This is a genomic window from Streptomyces sp. NPDC048473 (assembly GCF_043200155.1).
In the GTDB taxonomy this organism is placed as follows: Bacteria; Actinomycetota; Actinomycetes; order Streptomycetales; family Streptomycetaceae; genus Streptomyces.
Genome location: NZ_JBICXE010000002.1, coordinates 429,991 through 452,611 on the forward strand (window position 1 = coordinate 429,991; position 22,621 = coordinate 452,611).

Annotated in this window: 19 protein-coding genes; 6 read left to right on the forward strand and 13 right to left on the reverse strand. The window is 69.9% G+C overall.

Features of this window, described 5'->3' with window-relative positions:
* Nucleotides 1-24: 24 nt before the first annotated feature.
* Nucleotides 25-417, forward strand: a complete 393-nt coding sequence (locus tag ACGFU7_RS05365) for a MerR family transcriptional regulator (protein ID WP_393692485.1) — start codon at nt 25-27, stop codon at nt 415-417.
* 102 nt (nt 418-519) lie between these two features.
* Here the strand turns inward: ACGFU7_RS05365 and ACGFU7_RS05370 are convergent, their stop codons facing one another.
* On the reverse strand, nt 520-1,131 hold the full coding sequence (locus ACGFU7_RS05370) for a CGNR zinc finger domain-containing protein (protein ID WP_393692487.1): 612 nt from the start codon (nt 1,129-1,131) through the stop codon (nt 520-522).
* 22 nt (nt 1,132-1,153) lie between these two features.
* Here ACGFU7_RS05370 and ACGFU7_RS05375 point away from each other — a divergent pair, with 22 nt between their 5' ends.
* Nucleotides 1,154-1,603: a VOC family protein gene (locus ACGFU7_RS05375; protein ID WP_393692488.1), complete on the forward strand. Its 450-nt coding sequence runs from the start codon at nt 1,154-1,156 to the stop codon at nt 1,601-1,603.
* A gap of 170 nt (nt 1,604-1,773) precedes the next feature.
* Here the strand turns inward: ACGFU7_RS05375 and ACGFU7_RS05380 are convergent, their stop codons facing one another.
* The gene (locus ACGFU7_RS05380; protein WP_393692880.1) at nt 1,774-2,163 is read right to left on the reverse strand and encodes a VOC family protein; all 390 of its coding nucleotides are present in this window, start codon (nt 2,161-2,163) and stop codon (nt 1,774-1,776) included.
* A gap of 56 nt (nt 2,164-2,219) precedes the next feature.
* Nucleotides 2,220-3,140 carry a nitroreductase/quinone reductase family protein gene (locus ACGFU7_RS05385; protein WP_393692490.1) on the reverse strand — a complete coding sequence of 307 codons (921 nt, stop codon included), beginning with the start codon at nt 3,138-3,140 and terminating at the stop codon, nt 2,220-2,222.
* A gap of 400 nt (nt 3,141-3,540) precedes the next feature.
* Between ACGFU7_RS05385 and ACGFU7_RS05390 the strand changes: the two genes are divergently transcribed.
* Nucleotides 3,541-4,347, forward strand: a complete 807-nt coding sequence (locus tag ACGFU7_RS05390; protein ID WP_393692493.1) for an HAD family hydrolase — start codon at nt 3,541-3,543, stop codon at nt 4,345-4,347.
* Nucleotides 4,348-4,356: 9 nt separating this feature from the next.
* Here the strand turns inward: ACGFU7_RS05390 and ACGFU7_RS05395 are convergent, their stop codons facing one another.
* The 6 genes from ACGFU7_RS05395 to ACGFU7_RS05420 form a co-directional block, all read right to left on the reverse strand.
* Nucleotides 4,357-4,803 carry a hypothetical protein gene (locus ACGFU7_RS05395; RefSeq protein WP_393692495.1) on the reverse strand — a complete coding sequence of 149 codons (447 nt, stop codon included), beginning with the start codon at nt 4,801-4,803 and terminating at the stop codon, nt 4,357-4,359.
* Nucleotides 4,804-4,855: 52 nt separating this feature from the next.
* Complete coding sequence (locus ACGFU7_RS05400; RefSeq protein WP_393692497.1) at nt 4,856-5,449, reverse strand: TetR/AcrR family transcriptional regulator; 594 nt, start codon at nt 5,447-5,449, stop codon at nt 4,856-4,858.
* Between the two features lie 195 nt (nt 5,450-5,644).
* A complete protein-coding gene (locus ACGFU7_RS05405; RefSeq protein ID WP_393692499.1) occupies nt 5,645-6,541 on the reverse strand; it encodes an ABC transporter permease in 897 nt (298 codons plus the stop codon).
* Nucleotides 6,528-7,511 carry an ATP-binding cassette domain-containing protein gene (locus tag ACGFU7_RS05410; protein WP_393692501.1) on the reverse strand — a complete coding sequence of 328 codons (984 nt, stop codon included), beginning with the start codon at nt 7,509-7,511 and terminating at the stop codon, nt 6,528-6,530. The genes ACGFU7_RS05405 and ACGFU7_RS05410 overlap by 14 nt, the downstream gene beginning before the upstream one ends.
* A gap of 115 nt (nt 7,512-7,626) precedes the next feature.
* Nucleotides 7,627-8,895 (reverse strand): outer membrane lipoprotein carrier protein LolA, encoded by a 1,269-nt coding sequence (locus tag ACGFU7_RS05415; RefSeq protein ID WP_393692503.1) that lies wholly within the window; start codon nt 8,893-8,895, stop codon nt 7,627-7,629.
* Between the two features lie 217 nt (nt 8,896-9,112).
* Entirely contained in the window at nt 9,113-10,123 is a 1,011-nt protein-coding gene (locus tag ACGFU7_RS05420) for a polyprenyl synthetase family protein (protein WP_393692505.1), read from the reverse strand.
* 156 nt (nt 10,124-10,279) lie between these two features.
* Here ACGFU7_RS05420 and ACGFU7_RS05425 point away from each other — a divergent pair, with 156 nt between their 5' ends.
* The 3 genes from ACGFU7_RS05425 (at nt 10,280) to fahA (ending at nt 15,217) form a co-directional block, all read left to right on the forward strand.
* On the forward strand, nt 10,280-11,779 hold the full coding sequence (locus tag ACGFU7_RS05425) for a peptide MFS transporter (RefSeq protein ID WP_393692507.1): 1,500 nt from the start codon (nt 10,280-10,282) through the stop codon (nt 11,777-11,779).
* A gap of 9 nt (nt 11,780-11,788) precedes the next feature.
* Nucleotides 11,789-13,783, forward strand: a complete 1,995-nt coding sequence (locus ACGFU7_RS05430) for a CocE/NonD family hydrolase (RefSeq protein WP_393692509.1) — start codon at nt 11,789-11,791, stop codon at nt 13,781-13,783.
* Nucleotides 13,784-13,987: 204 nt separating this feature from the next.
* Entirely contained in the window at nt 13,988-15,217 is a 1,230-nt protein-coding gene (gene fahA, locus ACGFU7_RS05435) for a fumarylacetoacetase (RefSeq protein WP_393692511.1), read from the forward strand.
* 70 nt (nt 15,218-15,287) lie between these two features.
* On the opposite strand, the gene recQ is transcribed toward fahA, so the two are convergent.
* From recQ to nuoL, 4 genes are all read right to left on the reverse strand, one after another.
* Nucleotides 15,288-17,336, reverse strand: coding sequence for a DNA helicase RecQ (recQ, locus tag ACGFU7_RS05440; protein WP_393692513.1), 2,049 nt, complete (start codon nt 17,334-17,336; stop codon nt 15,288-15,290).
* 141 nt (nt 17,337-17,477) lie between these two features.
* Complete coding sequence (gene nuoN / locus ACGFU7_RS05445) at nt 17,478-19,142, reverse strand: NADH-quinone oxidoreductase subunit NuoN (RefSeq protein WP_393692515.1); 1,665 nt, start codon at nt 19,140-19,142, stop codon at nt 17,478-17,480.
* A complete protein-coding gene (locus ACGFU7_RS05450; RefSeq protein ID WP_393692517.1) occupies nt 19,139-20,710 on the reverse strand; it encodes an NADH-quinone oxidoreductase subunit M in 1,572 nt (523 codons plus the stop codon). The genes nuoN and ACGFU7_RS05450 overlap by 4 nt, the downstream gene beginning before the upstream one ends.
* Nucleotides 20,711-20,714: 4 nt before the next feature.
* Complete coding sequence (gene nuoL, locus ACGFU7_RS05455; RefSeq protein WP_393692519.1) at nt 20,715-22,610, reverse strand: NADH-quinone oxidoreductase subunit L; 1,896 nt, start codon at nt 22,608-22,610, stop codon at nt 20,715-20,717.
* Nucleotides 22,611-22,621 lie beyond the last annotated feature (11 nt).

Below are 22,621 nucleotides of genomic sequence, written 5' to 3' on the forward strand. Positions count from 1 at the left end.
AAGCCCATCGTCCGACGAAGGGTCATGCGTATCGGAGAGCTGGCCGCACAGGCGGACATGACCAGGGACGCCATCCGGTTCTACGAGAAGGTCGGCCTCGTCACAGGCCGACGGCTGGCCAATGGTTACCGTGACTTCCCGCCCGAGACAGTGGCCTGGCTGCACTATGTCCGCACCGCGCAGACACTCGGATTCTCACTGGCGGAAATCGCGCGGCACGGCGAGGAACTACGCGAAGCGCCGGACACCTCGGAAGCGCTGTCCGCTCTGTTCGCGGAGAAGATCCAGGTCATCGACGCACGCATGGCCGAACTCGCCACCCTGCGAACCGAACTCACCGCGCGCGTCGGCACCGGTTGTCCGTTGCGGACAGCCGACCGACCCGCCCGCGCCGACCGCCCCGCCCTCGCGCGATAGCGGGACACATAAAGGGTCGACCGCCACGTTCGCACACGGTGCAAAGTGCCTCTGGGGCCCGGCTGAACGGCCGCAGGACAGCCGAGGCGTCGGCATGAGTCCTCAGTCGGTCGTGGTGTGCCGGGCACGGTGGGCCCGTACCTTGTGGAGGTTTCCGCAGCGCTCCATCGCGCACCAACGCCGTCTGCCCGGCCGTGAGGTGTCGACGAAGAGCAACTTGCAGCTGTCGGAGCCGCATTCGCGGATGCGGGAGCCGTACGGGCCGGTGAACAGCTCCACCGCGTCGCGGGCGACGGTCGACAGAAGGGCCGTTCCCGTGGCGTCCGGGACCCAGGCGAGGGTGCCGGAAGCGACGTCGACACGAGGGACGAGCGGGCACTCGGCCGCCGTGGCGTTCACCGTGGCGAGGTCCGCCTGGCCGAGGGGGCGGCCGTATGCGCGGGCGGTGGCCAGGTTCCAGAGGGCGGCGCGCAGCTCGTGGGCCCGCCGCAGCTCCTCCGTACTCACCGAAAGGGACAAGCCGTCCGGCAGCCGGCTCTCGCCCGCCCATCGCACCAGGTCGGCGGCGGTGTGCAGCACCTCGTACGCCGCGTACCGCGCGTACCCGCCGGTGGGCAGCAACTCCAGGCACAGGGTGCCGGGATCGAAGCGATAGGGGCGGCCCTCCGGCGTACTGAGGATCAGCCCCGGCGCGCCCATTGCCGACTCGGTCATGTAACCACTATAAACGGTTTCCATGACCCTGGACTGGAAACTCGTCATCGACTCGGCCGACCCGCACGCCCAGGCCGCATTCTGGGCCGAGGCCCTCGGCTACCTGGTCGAGGACAACAGCGCACTGATCGAGCGGCTGCTCGGGTGCGGGGCGGTGCCGGAAGCGGCAACGGTCCTGGTCGGAGGCCGCCGGGCCTTCCGCGACCTCGTGGCGGTCCGGCACCCGGACGATCCGTACGAGAAGGAGAGCGGAACGGGCCTCGGGCGACGGCTCCTGTTCCAGCGCGTGCCAGAGCCCAAGACCGCGAAGAACCGCCTCCACCTGGACGTGCACGCGGGACCGGAGCGACGCGAGGAAGAGGTGACCCGGCTGGAGGGACTGGGCGCGACGGTGCTCCGCAGGGTTGAGGAACCGGGGGGCACGTGGACTGTTCTCGTTGATCCCGAGGGCAATGAATTCTGCGTGCAATAGCTGCGGACGCGGCTGACCGGCACGAGTCCGGAGATCAGCACGCCGGCGCGGCGGGCTCAGGGCGCAGGGGCGGGGGCGCGCGGTTGACGGACGCCGGGTCCGGGCCGGAACCCTGCCGCACCCTCCGGTGCGATCGGCAGGGTTTCCGCCCCGGAGCCGGGCCGCCCGGTTCAGTCCTCCACCACGTCCTGCGGATACCAGCGCAGCTCCACGGTGTTGCCGTCCGGGTCCCGGACGTACACCGACTGCGCCTCGCCCCGGGCACCGGAGCGGCTGACCGGGCCTTCCAGCACGGTGAAGGTGCCCGAGTCGACAACCTGTTGCCAGTCCAGCGGTTCGACGACCAGGCAGATGTGGTCGACGTTCGATGCGGAACCCGGCCGACCCAGCAGATCGATGATCATGCTCGGGCTGACCCGTACCGACGGGAACGGGAACTCACCGGCCCGCCACTCGTCCACCCTGATCGGCTCCAGGCCGAGTGGGCCGCAGTAGAACTCCAGTGCGCGCTCGACATCCTGCACATTGAGCACCAGGTGATCGAAGTCCTTGACTCTCACTCGCACGGCACAACCTTTCAGCCATTCACATTCGGTTCGGAACGGAACGGAACGGTTCAAGGAACCGCAGGAGCCGGAGGAGCCGGAGGCCAGGGGACCTCGGCCAGCAGGGGCAGGATCTGCTCCTCCTCGTAATCCAGATGCGCGTTCAGCTCCATGGACATCCTGTCCAGCTCCGCGCGGAAGCACTCGGGATCGGTGATGCCGATGCCCGCCAGCAGGGCCGCCAACTCGCCCTGGATGCGCGCGACCGTGCGGTGTTCGTCGGCGAGCCGGGCGAAGGTGTCGGTCAAGTGCGGGTGGTAGCGGGCGATTCCGGGGAACAGGTGTGCGTCCTCGCTGGTGTGGTGGAACTCCAGGGCCTGACAGAACGCCAGGCAACGCTGCCGGATCTGGAGCCCCAGACTCGGGGCCGGCGGTTCACCGGGGCCCTGGTGGGCCGCCCGTGCGGTGAAGTGGGCATCGGCCTCCGCCTTCACCTGGCGCAACTGACCCCGCAGCCAGGTGTGGACCTCCATGACCTTGTCGGCAAGGCTGTTGACCTCGCGGGGGCTCTCCCAGCCGTCGGGCTCGGCGCGCTCCAGCACCACGACCGGCAGGGGCCGGGTGGTCCTGGCCTGGTAGTCGCCGTATCCGGACGCCGCTTTCACGGCGTGCGCGAACAGTTCCTCGCGCCGCGCTCCTTCGGCGGGGACCGCGAGGGACTGGAACGTACGAGTGCCGAGTTCCACCCGCACCACGGGGTGGGCGAGCAGGTTGTGGTACCAGTCGGGATCGGTCGGGGCACCGAGGTTGGAGCCGACGATCAGGAGCGAGTCGCCGTGGCGGACGTAACCGAGAGGGGTGGTGGTTTCCTTCCCCGACCTCGCGCCGGTGGTCGTCAGCAGGAGGAGGTCGCCACCCTCGAAGGGGCCACCGACCTTCCCTCCATTGGCGCGGAACTCCTCGATGACTGATTGATTGAAGGGTGTGGGCATACGGTTCTGTGTCTCCGGAAGATGCAGATGAAGCCCGCAGTGACTGCGGGAATGGCTGATCGTGCTGCGCGCGGGACGGAGCCATCGCACGGCCTTCCGCCGGACGCGGACCGCCGGCAACTACGCGCGCAATCACGGGGTTTGGCGTCGGGACGGCGCACATGACAGTGCGGAAACCCGCGAACGGCAGATGATGACGTGCGACTGCTGCGCTACGTCACGTACAGGGCGCGGAGTATGAACTCATCACGGACCCCTTGGATGAAGGGTGTTCGCCCGACCACCGGCCGGCCCACTGCTCTTTGGCCGGCGTCACGCGACACCGACCTCATTACACGCAGCCGGCCGTCGCCTGTCAACGCGGAAGTGCACGCACCCGGGCGGACCTTAGGCTTGATCCATGCCCATCCCACCCGCATATGCCCTCGTCGCCACGGACCTGGACGGCACCCTGCTGCGCCGCGACGACACCGTGAGTCCCCGCACCCGCGCCGCGCTCGCCCTGGCCGCACGGGCCGGGGCGCGGCATCTCGTGGTCACCGGGCGGCCCGTGCCCGGCATACGGGGGCTGCTCGCCGAGCTGGGCTACCGGGGGCCGGCGGTCTGCGGGCAGGGGGCTCAGCTGTACGACGCCGGGTCCGGGCGCATGGTGCGCGCGGTCACCCTGGACCGCGAGGCGGCCGACACCGCGCTCGGCAAGATCGAGGCCCAGGTGGGGCCGGTCTTCGCGGCCGTGGACCAGGACGGGACCGAGGGCCGGACACTGATCGAGCCGGGGTATCTGATGCCCCACCCCACGCTTCCCGCCCAACGGACGCGTCATCGCCACGAGTTGTGGTCCGCGCCCGTCATCAAGGTCCTCATCCGGCACCCGGAGCTCACCGACGACGCGCTGGCCGAGGCGGCCCGCACGGCGGTCGGCGATCTCGCCTCCGTCACGCTCTCCGGCCCCGGCACCGTCGAACTGCAGCCGTACGGCGTCGACAAGGGCAGCGGGCTCGCGCTGGCCGCCGAGTTCCTGGGCGTGGAGACGCACGCCGCGATCGCCTTCGGGGACATGCCCAACGACCTGCCGATGTTCCGCGCGGCCGGTTACGGCGTCGCGATGGCCAACGCCCATCCGGACCTCCGGGCAGCGGCGGACGAGGTGACGTCGTCGAACGAGGGCGACGGGGTGGCCCAGGTGCTGGAGCGGGTATTCGGCTGAGGGGCAGTATCAGAGGGGCATCAGGCAGTGGGGCCGGTGCGGGTCACGCCGGGCCCCGGCCTCCGCGGCCAGGGTCGCCGGCTCCTTGAGGAAGTCGGCCGGCGGCCCGGGTGCGTGATCGTCGCCGAACTCCTCGATGCGCGAACAGGGTTCGGCCACCGCCATCAGCTGCCCGGGCCTCGCGGACGCGAGGGCGTCGCGCAGCTCGTCCGTGAGTGCGACCAGCCGGCGGGAGTCGTCCTCGGGAGAGCTCACCAGCTGGTTGAAACGCGGGAGCGATGTGACATCTGCGTACGGCATGCCGGTGAGCAGGCTCTCGGCCTGCCCCAATTGCACATACGGGTCGATCCCCTTGACCGCGAGCGCCGGGAGCCCGGCCGCCTCGACACCCCGGCCGAAGGCCGTCAGGGCCGCGAGGCCGTCAGGTGCGCTGAAGTAGTCGTACAGGCTTCCCATGCGCGCATGCTCGCATATCCGCCCGGCCGTCGACATGACTCCTGGACGCGTCTCACGGTTCCGGCGGCGCCCCCAGCGCCCGCAGCACATGCGCGACCAGTGCCGCGATCGTCTCCTCGTCCTGCACCGGCTTTCGCAGCACATGGCGGTAGTACACCGGCCCGTACAGCATCTCCACCGCCAGCGGAAGGTCGGCGTCCGGTGGGATCCGGCCCTGCTCCTGGGCCCGGCGCAGGCGGGCGACCGCCTGACCGAAGCGGGGGTCGATCAGCTTCGTTCTGACTGTTTCCGCGAGTGCGTCGTCGTGGTGGATCTCGGAGAGAATCCCGGCGTACGCGGGGCCGTAGGGCGGCGTGGAGAGCAGCTTCACCGCGCCCATCACATTGGCCCGCAGGTCGGCGGCGATGTCGCCGGTGTCTTCGAACGGCGTCGTGCCGACCAGCGCTTCGGTGAACGCTTCCAGCATCACCGCGCTCTTCGACGGCCACCAACGGTAGATCGTCTTCTTGCTGACACCCGCTCTGGCCGCGATGGCCTCGACCGTGACGCGGCCGTACCCCTTCTCCGTACACAGGTCGAGGGCGGCTTCCAGGGTCGCCCGCCGTGATCTCTCGCTGCGACGCAGTGAACTCGGCGATGTGATCATTCGGTGAGCATAGGTGTGTTTGAGCCAATCCTTGTTGACAGTCAGTCGTCAGAAGTCGAACAATACTGAGGCGGAAACGGAACGTGCCGTGTCGTATCGTTCCTGCTGTTCGCACCGTTCGTGCCGTTCGTGCCGCGACGAGCCGATCGGGGGACGGCTCGCCCGGCCGACGGCACGAGTGCGATGCGCCGTGCGTCAGGCGGTGATGTCCTTCGCCGTGAAGCGGGCCCAGGCCGCCGAGCCGAACACCGCCGCGTACAAGCCCTGCAGCCCCAGGTTCTTGACCACCTCGTCCCAGTACACGGGGTCGCGCAGCAGGTCCGCGTACGACATCCAGTAGTGCGGGAAGAGATACGGATGGATGCCGCTCAGCTGCGGGATCGTGTCCACGATCTGCACGGTGATCAGCATCCCGACGGTGGCGGCCATGGCCGCGATCCCGCTGCTGGTGAGGGTCGAGATGAACAGGCCGATCGCCGCGAATCCGATCAGTGACGCCGCGACCACCACCGCGATCAGTCCGGCCCGCAGCAGTCCTTCGCCGAAGCCGATCCGGGTGCCCGAGATGGTGGTGACCTCACCCACCGGGAAGAGCAGCGCGCCCACGGCGAGCGCCGAGAGGGCCACGACCAGGGTCGCGACCAGGCAGAACGTCAGCACGGAGGCGTACTTCGTCAGCAGCAGCCGGGTCCGGCCCGCCGGGGCGACCAGCAGATAGCGCAGGGTGCCGGCGTCGGCCTCGCCCGCGATCGAGTCGCCCGCGACGACCCCGACGGCCATCGGGAGGAAGACCGGGAGCGTCACGGCGAGGGCCGCGAAGACCAGGAACAGGCCGTTGTTGGTGACCTGGGAGAGGAACGCGGGCCCTCCCCCGCCACCGGCCGGTCCGGGCGACGAGCCGTGGTTCGTCTCGATCTTCACCGCGATCCCGATCAGCACGGGAACGGCGGCCAGCACCCCGAGCAGTGCGAGGGTGCGCCAGCGGCGGAGGGTGGTGGTCAGTTCGGAGCGGAGGATTCCAAAGGTCCACAGCAGGCTCTGCGCCCTGCCCGCCCCATCCGCGCCTACGAGTGAGACTTCATCCTGCGACATCGAAACCCTCTCCGGTGAGTGCGACAAAGGCGTCCTCCAACGAGGCCCGTTCGACGCCGAAGGACCGCAGGCGTACGCCCGCGTGCACCAGCGCCGCGCTGAGGTCCGCGAGTTCGACGTCGCCCGGCGGGGCCTCGGCGCTCACCCGGTCGCCGTCGACCGTGACGCCGGTGACACCCAGCTCCTTGAGGACGCGGGCGGCGTCACCCGGATCGGGGGTGGTGACGGCCAGCCGGCCGCGCGCCCCTGCCGCCAGATCCGCGACCGGGCCCTGGGTGATCAGCCGGCCTCCGGCCATCACCGCGGCATGGGTGCAGACCTGCTCGATCTCGTCGAGGAGGTGGGAGGAGAGGAAGACGGTGGTGCCCTCCGCCGCCAGTTCCCGGACCAGGGCGCGGATCTCGCGCATGCCCTGCGGGTCCAGGCCGTTGGTCGGCTCGTCGAGGACGAGCAGGCGGCGCGGCTGGAGCAGGGCGGCGGCGAGGCCGAGGCGCTGCTTCATGCCGAGCGAGTACGCCTTGGCCTTCTTGCCGGCCGCCGCGGCCAGCCCGACCCGGTCCAGGGCCTGTCCCACCCGGGCCCGGCGGGTGCGCGGATCGGCGGTCGGGTCGGCGGAGTCGTAGCGCAGCAGATTGTCCCGGCCGCTCAGGAAGCCGTACAGCGCGGGCCCCTCGATCAACGCTCCGACCTGTGGGAGTACGGAGCGGGCCGCACCCGGCATCGGGTGGCCGAGGACCTGCGCGGTCCCGGACGTCGGGTCGATCAGGCCCATCAGCATGCGGATGGTCGTGGTCTTCCCGGAGCCGTTGGGGCCGAGGAATCCGAAGACGCTGCCGCCGGGGACGCTGAGGTCGAGACCGTCGACGGCGAGCTGGCCGCCGCGGTACCGCTTGGTGAGGCCCCGTGTCTCGATCACTGCCCCGGGCTCGGCCACCGCCCTCGGCTCGGTCACGGTCCCGGGCTCTGTCATGCGTACTCCCCATGGGCTTGAGTTCCAGTGGTCGTCGCGACACGTCTCAGCGGACCGCCCCGCCGTACGGAGGGTACGGCGGGGCGGGTGAGCGGGGACGGGACGCGCCCCGGCGTCAGGAGGCGCTGTTGGCCGCCTTGACCAGCGCGTCCGGCGTGACCGCGCCGACGTACACCTTGCCGTCGTCCGTCATCAGCGCGTTGACCAGGCGGGTCTTGAAGACCGTGCCCGAACCGAACGTGCCGGAGACCTTGTCGCCCAGCGAGTCCAGGAACTGCTGCGCCTGGGCCGGTACGTCACCCGACGCCTTCGACGGGAGTCCGGTGCCGCCCGGGGTCCTGATCTCGGCGATCGCGTTCCAGCCCTCGCCGATGACCTTCGTGTCCTTGGAGCCCTGGCCCCCGGCGCCCAGTCCCTCGGCACCCAGTCCCTCGGCGCCCGGGAACATGCCCAGGCCCTTGGCCCCGTCCGTCTTCTGCTGCGCCTTCGCGTCGTCGGCCTCGGTCACCTCGGCGCCCTTGGGCGGGGTGAATGTGAACGACGAGGCGGCCGGCTTCGCGAAGTCGACCTTGGTGAATCCGGCGTCCACGACGGCCTTGCCACCGCTGCTCGGAAGCAGCGTGAACTTCAGCGGCACACCGTTCTTCGCGTCGACCGCGACCGTGACCGAGTCGATCGTGGAGCCGCTCTGCCTGGGCTTGATGAGCAGCCTGTACGCGTCACGTCCGGCGACCTGCGCCGTGCCGTCGACCGTCACCGATGTGGTGGGGCCCGCGGCCTTCAGGACCTGCTCGGCAAGCGCCTTCGGCGTGGTCGGCACGCCCTCGGGGGCCGGGGTCGCGTGCCCGGGCTTCCCCGTCCCGCTCCGGTCCTCGGTGGAGTGGTAGGCCTGGTTGGTCTTGCTGTCGTACGCCCAGACCTGACCGCCGTTGTGGATCAGGCTGTACTCCGCCGCGTTCTCCAGGATCGACACCCGCTGCTTGTCGGGGCCGTCGGCGGCCACCCGCAGGGTGTGCGTGCCGGACGCCAGCTCCGTCATCTTCGACTGCGGGTCGGCGGTCGAATCGCCCTTGCCGCTGCCGCCGCTGTTCTGGGCGAAGGAGCCGGCCAGACCGCCGAGCGACGGGATGCCGAGGTCCGTGCTGATCTTCACCGTGCCGGAGAGCTGCTGGGTGTCCGAAGCGGCGATCTTCTCGATGAGCTGCTGTGCGGTGATCTTCGGCAGGTCGGGGTCACCGGTGCTCGCGAGCGCCGGGACGAGCCCGATCGTCGCGGCCGCCACTCCCGCCACCGCGACCGGGACGATGTAGCGTGCCGCCTTTCGACGGCCGACGGCGGTGCCCCTGGTCCCGCCGTTGGTCTCTGCGCTGTCGTTCGGTGCCATGTGTGCCCTACCTCCGTGGTCGGCGGCTTCCGTCCGGATGCACTCGTCCACTCCGTGCCGCCATTCTCGCCGATTTGCTCAGGAGTGGTTGTTCTCCATCTGACCAAAACGGCGGCGCGAAATCGTCACTCCCGGGGAGCAACTCCGCCTACCTCTTCGGTATGACGTCACACGGGCGGGCGTCCACCGTCCCGTAGGGGGTGGCACACGAACGGGCTCAGCCCGCCCGGTGCACCACCGCGTCGCACAGCTCCTCCAGCGCGGCCTTCGCATAGCCCCCGGGCAGCGGAGCCAGCGCCGCCCGTGCCTCCTCCGCGTACCGGATGGTGTCCCGCCGGGCCTGCTCCAGCGAGGGGTGCGCGCGCAGCCGGCAGAGCGCCTCGGCGAGCCGGGCGTCGTCGCTGAGGTCGCCGTCGAGCAGCTCGACGAGTTCCAGGTCGTCCGGCTTTCCGTCGGCCGCCGCCTGGGCCCGCAGATGGAGCACAGGGAGCGTCGGGATGCCTTCGCGCAGGTCGGTGCCGGGGGTCTTGCCGGACTCGTGGGAGTCGGAGGCGATGTCGAGTACGTCGTCGGCGAGCTGGAAGGCGACGCCGAGCCGCTCCCCGTACTGGGTGAGGATGTCGACGGCCGTCTCGTCCGCGCCGGCCATCATCGCGCCGAACCGGCAGGCCACGGCGATCAGCGAGCCGGTCTTGCCGCGCATCACTTCGAGGTAGTGCTCGACCGGGTCGCGCCCGTCGCCCGGGCCCGCGGTCTCCAGGATCTGGCCGGTGACCAGCCGCTCGAACGCCTCCGCCTGGATGCGTACGGCCTCCGGACCGAGGTCGGCCAGTATGTGCGAGGCGCGGGCGAAGAGGAAGTCGCCGGTCAGGACGGCCACCGAGTTGCCCCAGCGGGTGTTGGCGCTGTCGACGCCGCGGCGTACGTCCGCCTCGTCCATCACGTCGTCGTGGTAGAGCGTCGCGAGATGGGTCAGCTCGACGACGACGGCAGCGGGCACGACGCCCGGCGCGTCGGGGTCGCCGAACCGGGCGGCCAGCATGGCCAGCAGCGGCCGGAATCGCTTGCCTCCGGCGCGTACGAGATGCTGCGCGGCCTCCGTGATGAAGGGCACGCCGCTCTTGGTGGCATCGAGCAGCCCCGACTCGACAGCAGCCAAACCGGCCTGGACATCGGCCTCAAGAGCGTGGTCCCGCACGCTCAGTCCGAACGGCCCGACGACGGTCACGAGGGGATCTCCTGTCTGCTGACGATCACACGGAATGTCGATGTGTCGCTGTCATCACTCAACTCAGCGTATCCGGTCCCCTTTGGATCACCATGGGCGCCTTCCCGCCACCGCCGGTATGTTCGGGATCAGCTCATACGATCAGGAGTTCTCCCTTTGTCCTTCACGGCAACCGACACCGAACCGACTCAGCCGCAACCCGGCGACGACCATGCCTTTTTCGGCCAGCCACGGGGCCTGATGACCCTGTCCGGCCTGGAGGTCTGGGAACGGTTCTCGTTCCTCGGCATGCAGGCGATCCTGGTCCTCTACTTCGCCGACACCGTCGCCCACGGCGGCATGGGCATGGATGTGGGCACCGCGGCGTCCGTCTCGGCCGCCTACGGCACCCTGGTCTACCTGGTCTCCGTGGCCGGCGGCTGGCTGGCCGACCGGATCCTCGGCTCGTACCGCGCCGTCCTGTACGGCGGAATTCTCATCGCGTGCGGGCATTACGCCATGGCGGTGCCCACCGACGCCATGACGTGGACCGGCCTCGGCCTGATCAGCGCCGGAACCGGTCTGCTCAAGCCCAATGTGGCGACCATGGTCGGCAAGCTCTACCGGACCGACGACGAGCGCCGCGACGCCGGCTTCGCGCTCTACTACATGGGCATCAACATCGGGGCGTTCCTCGGCCCGCTGGTCACCGGCTGGCTCGGGGACCACGCGAGCTGGCACTGGGGCTTCTCGGCCGCCGCCTTCGGTATGACGCTCGGTCTGATCCAGTACGTACTGGGCCGGCGTCACCTGGCCGGGCGAAAGCACAGCGCCGAATTCGCGCTCGCTCCGGAGCCGATGCGCCGCGCCGTTCGGCTGATCGTGGCCGGCGCCGTCGTGGTCGCCGCCGTCGCCACCGCGCTCGCCCTGGCGAGATGGCTGACCATGGACCGTTTCGTCGACCTGCTCACCCTCATCTCGGTGATCGCACCGGTCGTGTACTTCGTGGTGATGTTCCGCAGCCCGCGGGTCACCAGCGAGGAGCGCGGCAGGCTGCGCCCGTACGTGGTGCTGTTCCTGGCCTCCGTCGTCTTCAACTTCATCCTCTTCCAGGCGTACTCGACGATGATTCTGCTCGCGTCGGCCAACGCCCGTACCGAGATCCTCGGCTTCCACTTCCCGGCGAGCTGGTACGCCTCCGCGCTCGGCGCCTTCGAGGTCGCGCTCGCCCCGGTGGTCGCCGCCGTCTGGGCCCGGATGGGCCCGCGCCAGCCGCACGCCTCCAACAAGATCGCGATCGGGGTGATCCTCGGCGGACTGTCGTTCCTGCTGATGGTGCTGCCGACCTCCGGGCACTCCGGCGACACCTACAAGATGGCCGCCTGGTGGATCGTCGGCTCGTATCTGCTGCTCGGCCTCGGCGACATCCTGCTGGAGACCTCCGGCATGTCCGCGACCACCAAGCTCGCACCCAAGGCGTTCGCCAGCCAGACGATGGCGCTCTGGTTCCTCTCGCTGGCCCTCGCCAACGGCATCCAGGCCCAAGTCGTGAAGCTGTACGGCGAGGTCTCCAACCCCGCCTACTTCGGTGTCAATGGCGCAATCGCGGTGGTGGCCGGTGTGGCCGTCATCGCCGCCGCACCCTGGCTCAAGCGCACCATGCACCCCGTCCACTGAGGTACCGCCATGCACATCCGCACCACGTATCCGTACGACACCACCCATGAGGACGTCCGCATTCCGCTGCCGGACGGCACCCGGCTCCATGCCCGGATCTGGCGGCCGGTCACCGACGAACCCGTCCCCGCGCTCCTCGAATATCTGCCGTACCGGCTGAGCGACTGGACGGCGCCCCGAGACTGGCAGCGCCACCCCTGGTACGCAGGCCACGGCTACGCCTCCGTCCGGGTGGACGTACGCGGCCACGGCAACAGCGAGGGAATGCCGGGCGACGAGTACGACGCGACGGAGCTGGCCGACGGCGTCGCCGTCATCCACTGGCTGGCCGAGCAGGAGTGGTGCTCCGGCCGGGTCGGCATGTTCGGCATCTCCTGGGGCGGCTTCAACTCGCTCCAGATCGCGGCGCTGGCCCCCGAGCCGTTGAAGGCGATCGTCACCGTCTGCTCGGCCGACGACCGCTACGACAACGACGTCCACTACATGGGCGGCTCGGTGCTCGCCATCGACATGCACGCCTGGGCCGCCACCATGCTGGCCTTCGTCTCCCGGCCGCCGGACCCGGCGCAGGTCGGCGAGGAGTGGAAGTCCATGTGGCTGAAGCGGCTGGAGACGGTCGAGCCGTTCATCCACACCTGGCTGGCGCACCAGACCCGCGACGGTTACTGGAAGCACGGCAGCGTCTGCGAGGACTACTCCGCGATCGAGGCGAAGGTCCTCGCGGTGGGCGGCTGGCACGACCCGTACCGCGACACCGTCCTGCGGCTCGTCGAACACCTCGCCCCGGACAAGGTCCGCGGGCTGATCGGGCCCTGGTCGCACCAGTACCCCGACCGGGGTCTGCCGCCCGGTCCGGCGATCGGCTTCCTCCAGGAGACGCTGCGCTGGTGGGACCAGCACCTGAAGGACAAGGACACCGGCATCATGGCCGAGCCGCTGCTGCGGTCCTGGATCAGCGAGTCGCACCGGCCCGCCACGGTGTACGAGACGCTGCCGGGCCGCTGGGTCGGTGAGGCCGGCTGGCCCTCGGAGAACGTCGCGCCGGTCGCGTACGCCCTCCAGGGCGGTCCGCAGATCGTCGACTCGCCCCAGCAGACCGGTCTGGACGCCGGGCGCTTCTTCCCGTTCGGCAACGACGCCGACCTGCCGCCCGACCAGCGCGACGAGGACGCCAAGTCGGTCTGCTTCGAGTTCCCGGTCGAGGGCGCCCAGATCGAGATCCTGGGCCGCCCCCGGGTGAAGCTGCGCCTGCGGATGGACGTGCCGCGCGGCCAGGCGATCGCCCGGCTCTGCGACGTCGCACCGGACGGCTCCTCCACCCTGGTGACCCGCGGGGTGCTCAACCTCTCCGCCCGGCACGGCCGCGACCGCGCGGACGACTGGCCGGTGGGCCGGTACGAGGACGTGACCTTCGAACTGAACGGCATCGGGCACACCTTCCCGCCCGGCCACCGGATCAGGCTCGCGGTCTCCTCCTCGTACTGGCCGTGGATCTGGCCGCAGGCCGGGTCGGTGGGCTTCACCCTGGACGCCGACGGCAGCTTCGTCGAACTGCCGGTGCGCCGGCACACCGAGGACCCCGCGATCCGGTTCGAGGAGCCGGAGCAGTCGGAGCCGCTCGGCGTTGTCTACCCGGTGACGCTCGATGAACAGCGCCCCGAGCGCCTGGTGGTCCGCGATGTCGCCAAGGGCGAATGGCGGCTGGAGGTCGACCCGCGCTACGGCGGCACCCGCGTCTACCCGGACGGTCTGGAATTCACCGAGGACGCCGTGGAGACGTACACGATCCAGGAGAACGACCCGCTCTCCGCACGCACCCGCTCCGACTGGGCGATCCGGCTGCACCGGCCGGAGATGGCGTGGGACGTACGGATCGAGACCCGGTCCGAAATCAGTGCGGACGACACCGACTTCATCACGTCCGACGAGGTGGTGTGCAAGGACGGCGGCGAGGTCGTCTTCCACCGGACCTGGGAGAAGCGGATCCCGCGCACGGCCGGGTGAGCCGACGCCGTGCCCCCGCGCACGACCGGGTGAGCCGACGCCGCGCCCCCGCGCACGGCCGGGTGAAACCCACCGCCGCGCCCCCGCACACCAGGGGGCACGGCGGAACTTTCCGGGCATCAGGAGCAGTTGGGACACTCCCGCGGGGTAGCAACACCGACGTAACGTGTCCCCCAATCGACCTGGAAAGCGAGGCAGCAACACATGCCCGAGCAGAGCAGCCCGCTCGATCTGGCCGAGGGCGACCCCTTCGGTCCGCACAACCTTCCGTACGGTGTGTTCTCCACCCCCGACCACCCCGAGGACCGCCGGGTCGGCGTCCGCATCGGCAACCACGTACTGGACGCCGGAGCCGCGGCACACGCACTCGGCTCGCCCTACGCGCGGCTTCTCGCCCAGCCCGACCTGACCGCGCTGCTGGCCGCGGGCCGCACCGCCTGGCGGGACGTCCGGCGGGCGCTGACGGCATGGGTGACGGTCCCGGCACACCGCGCGGACATCGAACCGCTGCTGCACCCGGTCGAGTCCGTGACGCTCCATCTGCCGTACGCGGTCGCGGACTACGTCGACTTCTACGCGAGCGAGAACCACGCCACCAACGTCGGAAAGATCTTCCGGCCGAACGGTGACGCGCTGACGCCCAACTGGAAGCACCTCCCGATCGGCTACCACGGCAGGTCCGGCACCGTCGTCGTCTCCGGTACGGATGTGGTGCGCCCGTCCGGCCAGCGCAAGGCGCCCGCCGACGCGGCCCCGGTCTTCGGTCCGTCCATCAAGCTCGACATCGAGGCCGAGGTCGGGTTCGTCGTCGGAGTGGGCTCCGAGCAGGGCCGCCCGGTACCGCTCGGCGACTTCCGCGACCATGTCTTCGGGCTCTCGCTGCTCAACGACTGGTCGGCGCGGGACATCCAGGCCTGGGAGTACGTCCCGCTCGGCCCGTTCCTCGGCAAGTCCTTCGCCACGTCCGTATCGGCATGGGTGACGCCGCTCGAAGCCCTGGAGGCGGCCCGGATCGCGCCCCCGGCCCGCGACTTCCCGCTCCTCCCCTACCTTCAGGACGCGGGCGAGGAGGAGGCCGGCGGCCTCGACCTGCGGATCTCCGTCGCGATCAACGGACAGCCGGTCGCCGAGCCGCCGTTCGCCACCATGTACTGGACGGCGGCCCAGATGCTGGCCCAGATGACGGTGAACGGCGCGTCGCTGCGCACCGGTGATCTGTACGGCTCCGGCACGGTCAGCGGCGCCGAGCCCGGACAGCGCGGCTCGCTCCTGGAGCTGACCTGGAACGGCCGCGACCCGCTGGACCTCCCGGACGGCAAGCGGACGTTCCTGGAGGACGGCGACACGGTGACACTGACGGCCTGGGCACCGGGCCCGGACGGCACCCGGGTCGGCCTCGGCGAGGTCACGGGACGGATCGTGCCGTCCGCATGACGCCTGCCGGCTGACGGCCGCGCCCCCGACGGGGTGCGGTCGTCAACGGCTCGCGACCGGTCCGCCTGTTTCACTCGTACTCCGGCGGCTCCTCGTCCCAGCCGAACTCCGGGTCGTCGTGGGGGGCCGCAGACGCGGCCGGGACCGGCGCAGGGGCAGGGGCTGGTTCCGGTGCGGGACCGGGTTCCGGTGCGGGACCGGGTTCCGGTGCGGGACCAGGTTCCGCCGCGGGACCGGGTTCCGGTTCCGACGCCACCTCGGCGAACGACGCGAGCACCTCCAGCACCCCCTCCCCGTATGTCGCCAGCTTCTTCTCGCCCAGGCCGCCGATGCCGCCCAGCGCGGACACCGAGTCCGGCCGCACCGTGGCGATCTCGCGCAGCGTCGCGTCGTGGAAGATGACGTACGCCGGGACGCCCTGCTCCTTCGCCTGGGCGCCGCGCCAGGCCCGTAGCGCTTCGAAGACCGGGACGGCCTCGGGCGCCAGCTCGGCGGCGGCCGTGGAGGACTTCGCCTTGCGTTCGCCCTTCGTGGAGCGCGACGCGGGCTTCGGCGCCTCCTTGCGCAGCAGCACCTCGCGCTCCCGGCCGAGCACCGAGCCGCTCTCCTGGGTCAGCACCAGCGTGCCGTACTCGCCCTCGACCGCGATCAGCCCCTGGGCGAGCAACTGCCGTACGACTCCGCGCCATTCGGCCTCGGCCAGCTCCTCGCCGATACCGAAGACCGAGAGCTGGTCGTGGTCGAACTGGATGATCTTCGCCGTCTTGCGGCCGAGCAGGATGTCGATGATCTGGCCCGCGCCGAACTTCTGCCCGCGCTCCCGCTTCAGCCGCACCACGGTCGACAGCAGCTTCTGCGCGACCACCGTGCCGTCCCAGGTCTCGGGCGGGGCGAGGCAGGTGTCGCAGTTGCCGCAGGCCGCCGCGGTGGGCTCCTGGCCGAAGTACGTCAGGAGCTGGGCGCGGCGGCACTGGACCGTCTCGCACAGGGCCAGCATCGAGTCGAGGTGGGAGGCCGCGCGGCGGCGGAACGCCTCGTCGCCCTCGCCGCCCTGGATGAGCTTGCGCTGCTGGACGACGTCCTGGAGTCCGTACGCCATCCAGGCCGTGGACGGCTGCCCGTCACGCCCGGCGCGGCCGGTCTCCTGGTAGTAGCCCTCGACCGATTTCGGCAGGTCCAGGTGGGCGACGAAGCGTACGTCCGGCTTGTCGATGCCCATGCCGAAGGCGATGGTCGCGACGACGACCAGGCCCTCCTCGCGTAGGAAGCGGGACTGGTGGACGGCGCGCGTGCCCGCGTCCAGACCGGCGTGGTACGGGACGGCCTCGATGCCGTTGCGGCAGAGATACTCGGCGGTCTTCTCCGTCGAGTTGCGCGACAGGCAGTAGACGATGCCCGCGTCACCGGCGTGCTCCTCCTTGAGGAAGGAGAGCAGCTGCTTCTTCGGGTCGGCCTTCGGCACGATCCGGTACTGGATGTTGGGCCGGTCGAAGCTGGCGACGAAGTGCTTCGCGTCGGGCATGCCCAGGCGCTGGGTGATCTCCTGGTGCGTGGCGTTGGTCGCGGTGGCCGTCAGGGCGATGCGTGGTACGTCGGGCCAGCGCTCGCCGAGGACGGAGAGGGCCAGATAGTCCGGGCGGAAGTCGTGGCCCCACTGGGCCACGCAGTGCGCCTCGTCGATCGCGAAGACGGAGATCTCGCCGCGGGAGAGCAGGCCGAGCGTGGTGTCCAGGCGGAGCCGCTCCGGGGCCAGATAGAGCAGGTCGAGCTCGCCGGCGAGGAACTGGGCCTCCATCGAGCGGCGCTCGTCGAAGTCCTGCGTGGAGTTGATGAAGCCGGCCCGCACACCGAGTGCCCGCAGCGCGTCCACCTGGTCCTGCATCAGGGCGATCAGGGGCGAGATGACGATGCCCGTACCGGATCTGACCAGGGCCGGGATCTGGTAGCAGAGGGACTTTCCGCCACCGGTCGGCATGAGCACGACGGCGTCCCCGCCCGTCACCACATGGTCGACGATCGCTTCCTGCTCGCCGCGGAACGCCTCGTACCCGAACACCCGGTGCAGCGTCCGCCGCGCGTCGCTCTCGGTCACATCCATGGTCCCGCCCGTCGCGCTCATTGCTCTGTCCCCCGAGATCCCGGGTCCGTCCCGTTCCGTCCTGCCACCGTCCCCTGCCACGATAGGCGCCGCCTACGACAACGCCGGACGGGCTTGACTTCTCAGGCCCGTCCGGCGTTGTAGCGACTGTGTGCGTGTGTGCTACCTCACGAACACTCCCGCCTGGCTCGCCAGGTCCAGGAAGTACTGCGGGGCCAGGCCCAGCACCAGCGTGACCGCGACACCGACGGCGATCGTCGTCATCGTCAGCGGGGACGGGACGGCGACCGTCGGGCCGTCCGCCTTCGGCTCGCTGAAGAACATCAGCACGATGACCCGGATGTAGAAGAACGCGGCGATCGCCGACGAGATCACACCGACCACGACCAGGCCGCCCGCACCGCCCTCCGCCGCCGCCTTGAAGACGGCGAACTTTCCGGCGAAGCCCGAGGTCAGCGGGATACCGGCGAAGGCCAGCAGATACACCGCGAAGACCGCGGCGACCAGCGGCGAGCGCCGGCCGAGCCCGGCCCACTTCGACAGATGCGTCGCCTCGCCGCCCGCGTCGCGCACCAGGGTGACGACGGCGAACGCGCCGACCGTCACGAAGGAGTACGCGCCGAGGTAGAAGAGGACCGACGAGATGCCGTCCGGGGTGGTCGCGATGACACCGGCGAGGATGAAGCCGGCGTGCGCGATCGAGGAGTAGGCGAGCAGCCGCTTGATGTCGGTCTGGGTGATGGCGACGATCGCACCCCCCAGCATCGTGACGATCGCGACGGCCCACATGACCGGGCGCCAGTCCCAGGCGAGGCCCGGCAGCACCACGTACAGCAGACGCAGCAGCGCACCGAACGCGGCGACCTTGGTGGCCGCGGCCATGAAGCCGGTGACCGGGGTCGGGGCGCCCTGGTAGACGTCCGGGGTCCACATGTGGAACGGGACGGCGCCGACCTTGAAGAGCAGGCCGGTCAGGATCATCGCGCCGCCGATCAGGAGCAGCGCGTCGTTGCCCATGGTGTCGGCGAGCGCCGGGTCGATCTGGGTGACGGAGCCGTCGACCACGTTCGCGATGGTGGCGTACGAGACGGAGCCCGCGTACCCGTACAGCAGGGCGATCCCGAAGAGCAGGAACGCCGACGAGAAGGCGCCGAGCAGGAAGTACTTCACCGCGGCTTCCTGCGACATCAGCCGTTTGCGGCGGGCGACGGCGCACAGGAGGTAGAGCGGGAGGGAGAAGACCTCCAGGGCCACGAAGAGCGTCAGCAGATCGTTGGCCGCCGGGAAGACCAGCATGCCGGCCACCGAGAAGAGGACCAGCGGGAAGACCTCGGTGGTGGTGAACCCGGCCCTGACCGCGGCCTTCTCGCTGTCGCTGCCGGGGACCGACGCGGCCTGTGCGGCGAACGAGTCGACGCGGTTGCCGTGCGCGGCGGGGTCGAGCCGCCGCTCGGCGAAGGTGAAGACGGCGACCAGTGAGGTCAGCAGGATGGTGCCCTGCAGGAAGAGCGTCGGCCCGTCGATCGCGATGGCGCCCATCGCGGCGATGTGCGCCTTCGTCGTGCCGTACCCCCCGGCCGCCAGGGCGACGACCGCGGCGAACGCGGCGGCGAGGGCGACGACCGTCAGGAAGACCTGCGTGTAGTAGCGGGCCCGGCGCGGCACGAAGGCCTCGACGAGTACGCCCACGACAGCGACACCGATCACAATGAGGACCGGGGTCAGCTGGGCGTACTCGATGACCGGTGCTTTGAACTTCTCGGCCGGGGCGGCCGATGTCACTCCGCCCGCCATTGTCCACAGGCTGTGGACAGCTGTTGCGCTCACTTGGCGGCCTCCACCTCAGGCTGGGGGTCCTTCTTCTGGACGTCCGACATGGTGTGCTGCACCGCCGGGTTGACGATCTCCGTCAGCGGCTTCGGGTAGACACCCAGGAAGAGCAGCAGCGCGATCAGCGGGAGGACCACCACCAGCTCCCGGACCTTGAGGTCCGCCATGCCCTGGACCTCGGCCTTCACCGGGCCCGTCATCGTCCGCTGGTAGAGGACGAGGACGTACAGCGCGGCGAGCACGATGCCGGTCGTGGCGACGATGCCCGCCGCCGGATACGCGCTGAACGTGCCGACCAGGACCAGGAATTCACTGACGAACGGGGCGAGCCCGGGCAGCGACAGGGTGGCCAGACCGCCGATCAGGAAGGTGCCGGCCAGGACCGGCGCCACCTTCTGCACTCCGCCGTAGTCGGCGATGAGCCGCGAACCGCGCCGGGTGATCAGGAAGCCCGCCACCAGCATCAGCGCGGCGGTCGAGATCCCGTGGTTGACCATGTAGAGCGTGGCGCCCGACTGGCCCTGGCTGGTCATCGCGAAGATGCCCAGGATGATGAAGCCGAAGTGCGAGATCGACGCGTAGGCGATCAGCCGCTTGATGTCGCGCTGTCCGACGGCGAGCAGCGCCCCGTACACAATGCTGATCAGCGCCAGGACGACGATCACCGGCGTCGCCCACTTGCTGGCCTCCGGGAACAGCTGGAGGCAGAAGCGGAGCATCGCGAAGGTGCCGACCTTGTCGACGACCGCGGTGATCAGGACGGCGACCGGGGAGGTCGCCTCGCCCATGGCGTTGGGCAGCCAGGTGTGCAGCGGCCACAGCGGGGCCTTCACCGCGAAGGCGAAGAAGAACCCGAGGAAGAGCCAGCGTTCCGTGCCGGTCGCCATGGAGAGCGAGCCATTGGCCCGGGCCTCGGCGATCTCGGAGAGCGAGAACGTCCCCGCGACCACGTACAGACCGATCACGGCGGCCAGCATGATGAGGCCGCCGGCCAGGTTGTAGAGGAGGAACTTGACCGCGGCGTACGAACGTTGAGCCGCCGCGTTCTCGTCACTGCCGGTGTGCGCCCGGTCCCCGAAGCCGCCGATGAGGAAGTACATCGGGATGAGCATGGCTTCGAAGAGGATGTAGAAGAGGAAGACGTCGGTGGCCTCGAAGGAGAGGATCACCATCGCTTCGACCATCAGGATCAGGGCGAAGAAGCCCTGCGTCGGGCGCCAGCGCGAGGACTTGGTCTCCAGGGGGTCGGCGTCGTGCCAGCCGGCCAGGATGACGAAGGGGATCAGCAGGGCGGTGAGCGCCATGAGCGCCAGCCCGATGCCGTCCACACCCAGTTCGTACCGGACGCCGAAGTCCTTGATCCAGGCGTGCGATTCGGTGAGCTGGTAGCGGGCGCCGCCGGGCTCGAACCGGGCGAGCGCGATGCCCGCCAGTACGAGCGTGGCCAGCGAGAAGAGCAGCGCCAGCCATTTGGCGGCGGTGCGCCGGGCGGCCGGGACGGCGGCGGTGGCGATCGCACCGATCGCCGGAAGCGCCGCCGTCGCTGTCAGGAGGGGAAAGGACATGTGATCAGACCGCCCTCATCAGCAGGGTCGCGGCAATGACGATCGCCGTACCGCCGAACATCGAGACCGCGTAGGAGCGGGCGTAGCCGTTCTGCAGCTTGCGCAGCCGGCCGGAGAGCCCGCCCATCGAGGCGGCCGTGCCGTTGACGACGCCGTCGACCAGGGTGTGGTCGACGTACACCAGGGAGCGGGTGAGGTGCTCACCGCCGCGGACCAGGACCACATGGTTGAAGTCGTCCTGGAGGAGATCGCGGCGGGCGGCCCGGGTGAGCAGCGAGCCGCGCGGGGCGACGACCGGTACCGGCTTGCGTCCGTACATCGCCCAGGCGATGCCGACACCGATGACGAGCACCACCATCGTGGCTGCCGTGACGGTCGTGGCGCTGACCGGGGCGTGTCCGTGGCTGTGTCCGGTGACCGGCTCCAGCCAGTTCAGGAAGCGGTCGCCGATGGAGAAGAGGCCTCCGGCGAAGACCGACCCGAACGCCAGGATGATCATGGGGATGGTCATCGACTTCGGGGACTCGTGCGGATGCGGCTCATGACCCTCGGCGTCGGGCTGCCAGCGCTTCTCTCCGAAGAACGTCAGCAGCATCACGCGCGTCATGTAGAACGCGGTGATCGCGGCGCCCAGCAGGGCCACCGAGCCGAGGATCCAGCCCTCGGTGCCGCCCTTGGCGAAGGCCGCCTCGATGATCTTGTCCTTGGAGAAGAAGCCGGACAGACCGGGGAAGCCGATGATCGCCAGATAGCCGAGGCCGAAGGTGATGAAGGTGACCGGCATGTACTTCCTGAGGCCGCCGAACTTCCTCATGTCGACTTCGTCGTTCATGCCGTGCATGACCGAACCGGCGCCGAGGAAGAGCCCGGCCTTGAAGAAGCCGTGCGTCACCAGGTGCATGATCGCGAAGACGTAGCCGATCGGGCCGAGCCCGGCGGCCAGGATCATGTAGCCGATCTGCGACATCGTCGACCCGGCGAGGGCCTTCTTGATGTCGTCCTTCGCACAACCGACGATCGCACCGAAGAGCAGCGTGACCGCACCGACGACCACGACGGCCAGCTGCGCGTCCGGCGCGGCGTTGAAGATCGCGCCGGACCGGACGATGAGGTAGACACCCGCGGTCACCATGGTCGCGGCGTGGATGAGGGCCGAGACCGGGGTCGGGCCCTCCATCGCGTCACCGAGCCAGGACTGCAGCGGCACCTGGGCCGACTTGCCGCAGGCCGCGAGCAGCAGCATCAGGCCGATCGCCGTCAGCTTGCCCTCGCTCGTCTGACCGGTCGCCCCCAGGACGGGACCGAAGGCGAAGGTGCCGAACGTGGTGAACATCAGCATGATCGCGATCGACAGGCCCATGTCGCCGACCCGGTTGACCAGGAATGCCTTCTTGGCGGCCGTGGCCGCGCTGGGCTTGTGCTGCCAGAAGCCGATCAGCAGGTACGACGCCAGACCGACGCCCTCCCACCCGACGTACAGCAGCAGGTAGTTGTCGGCGACGACCAGGATCAGCATCGCCGCGAGGAACAGGTTCAGATAGCCGAAGAAGCGGCGCCGGCGCTCGTCGTGCTCCATGTAGCCGATCGAGTAGATGTGGATCAGTGTGCCCACACCGGTGATCAGCAGCACGAACGTCATCGACAACTGGTCGAGCTGGAAGGCCACATCGGCCTGGAAGCCCTCGACCGGAATCCAGCTGAACAGCTTCTGGTGCAGCGCCCGGTCCTCCGCACCCTTCCCCAGCATGTCGAGGAAGAGCACGACACCGATGACGAACGACACGGCGGCGAGCAGGGTGCCGACCCAGTGCCCGGCACGGTCCAGCCGTCGGCCGCCGCAGAGCAGGACCGCAGCTCCGAGCAGAGGCGCCGCGACGAGCAGCGCAATCAGGTTCTCCACGATTCAACGTC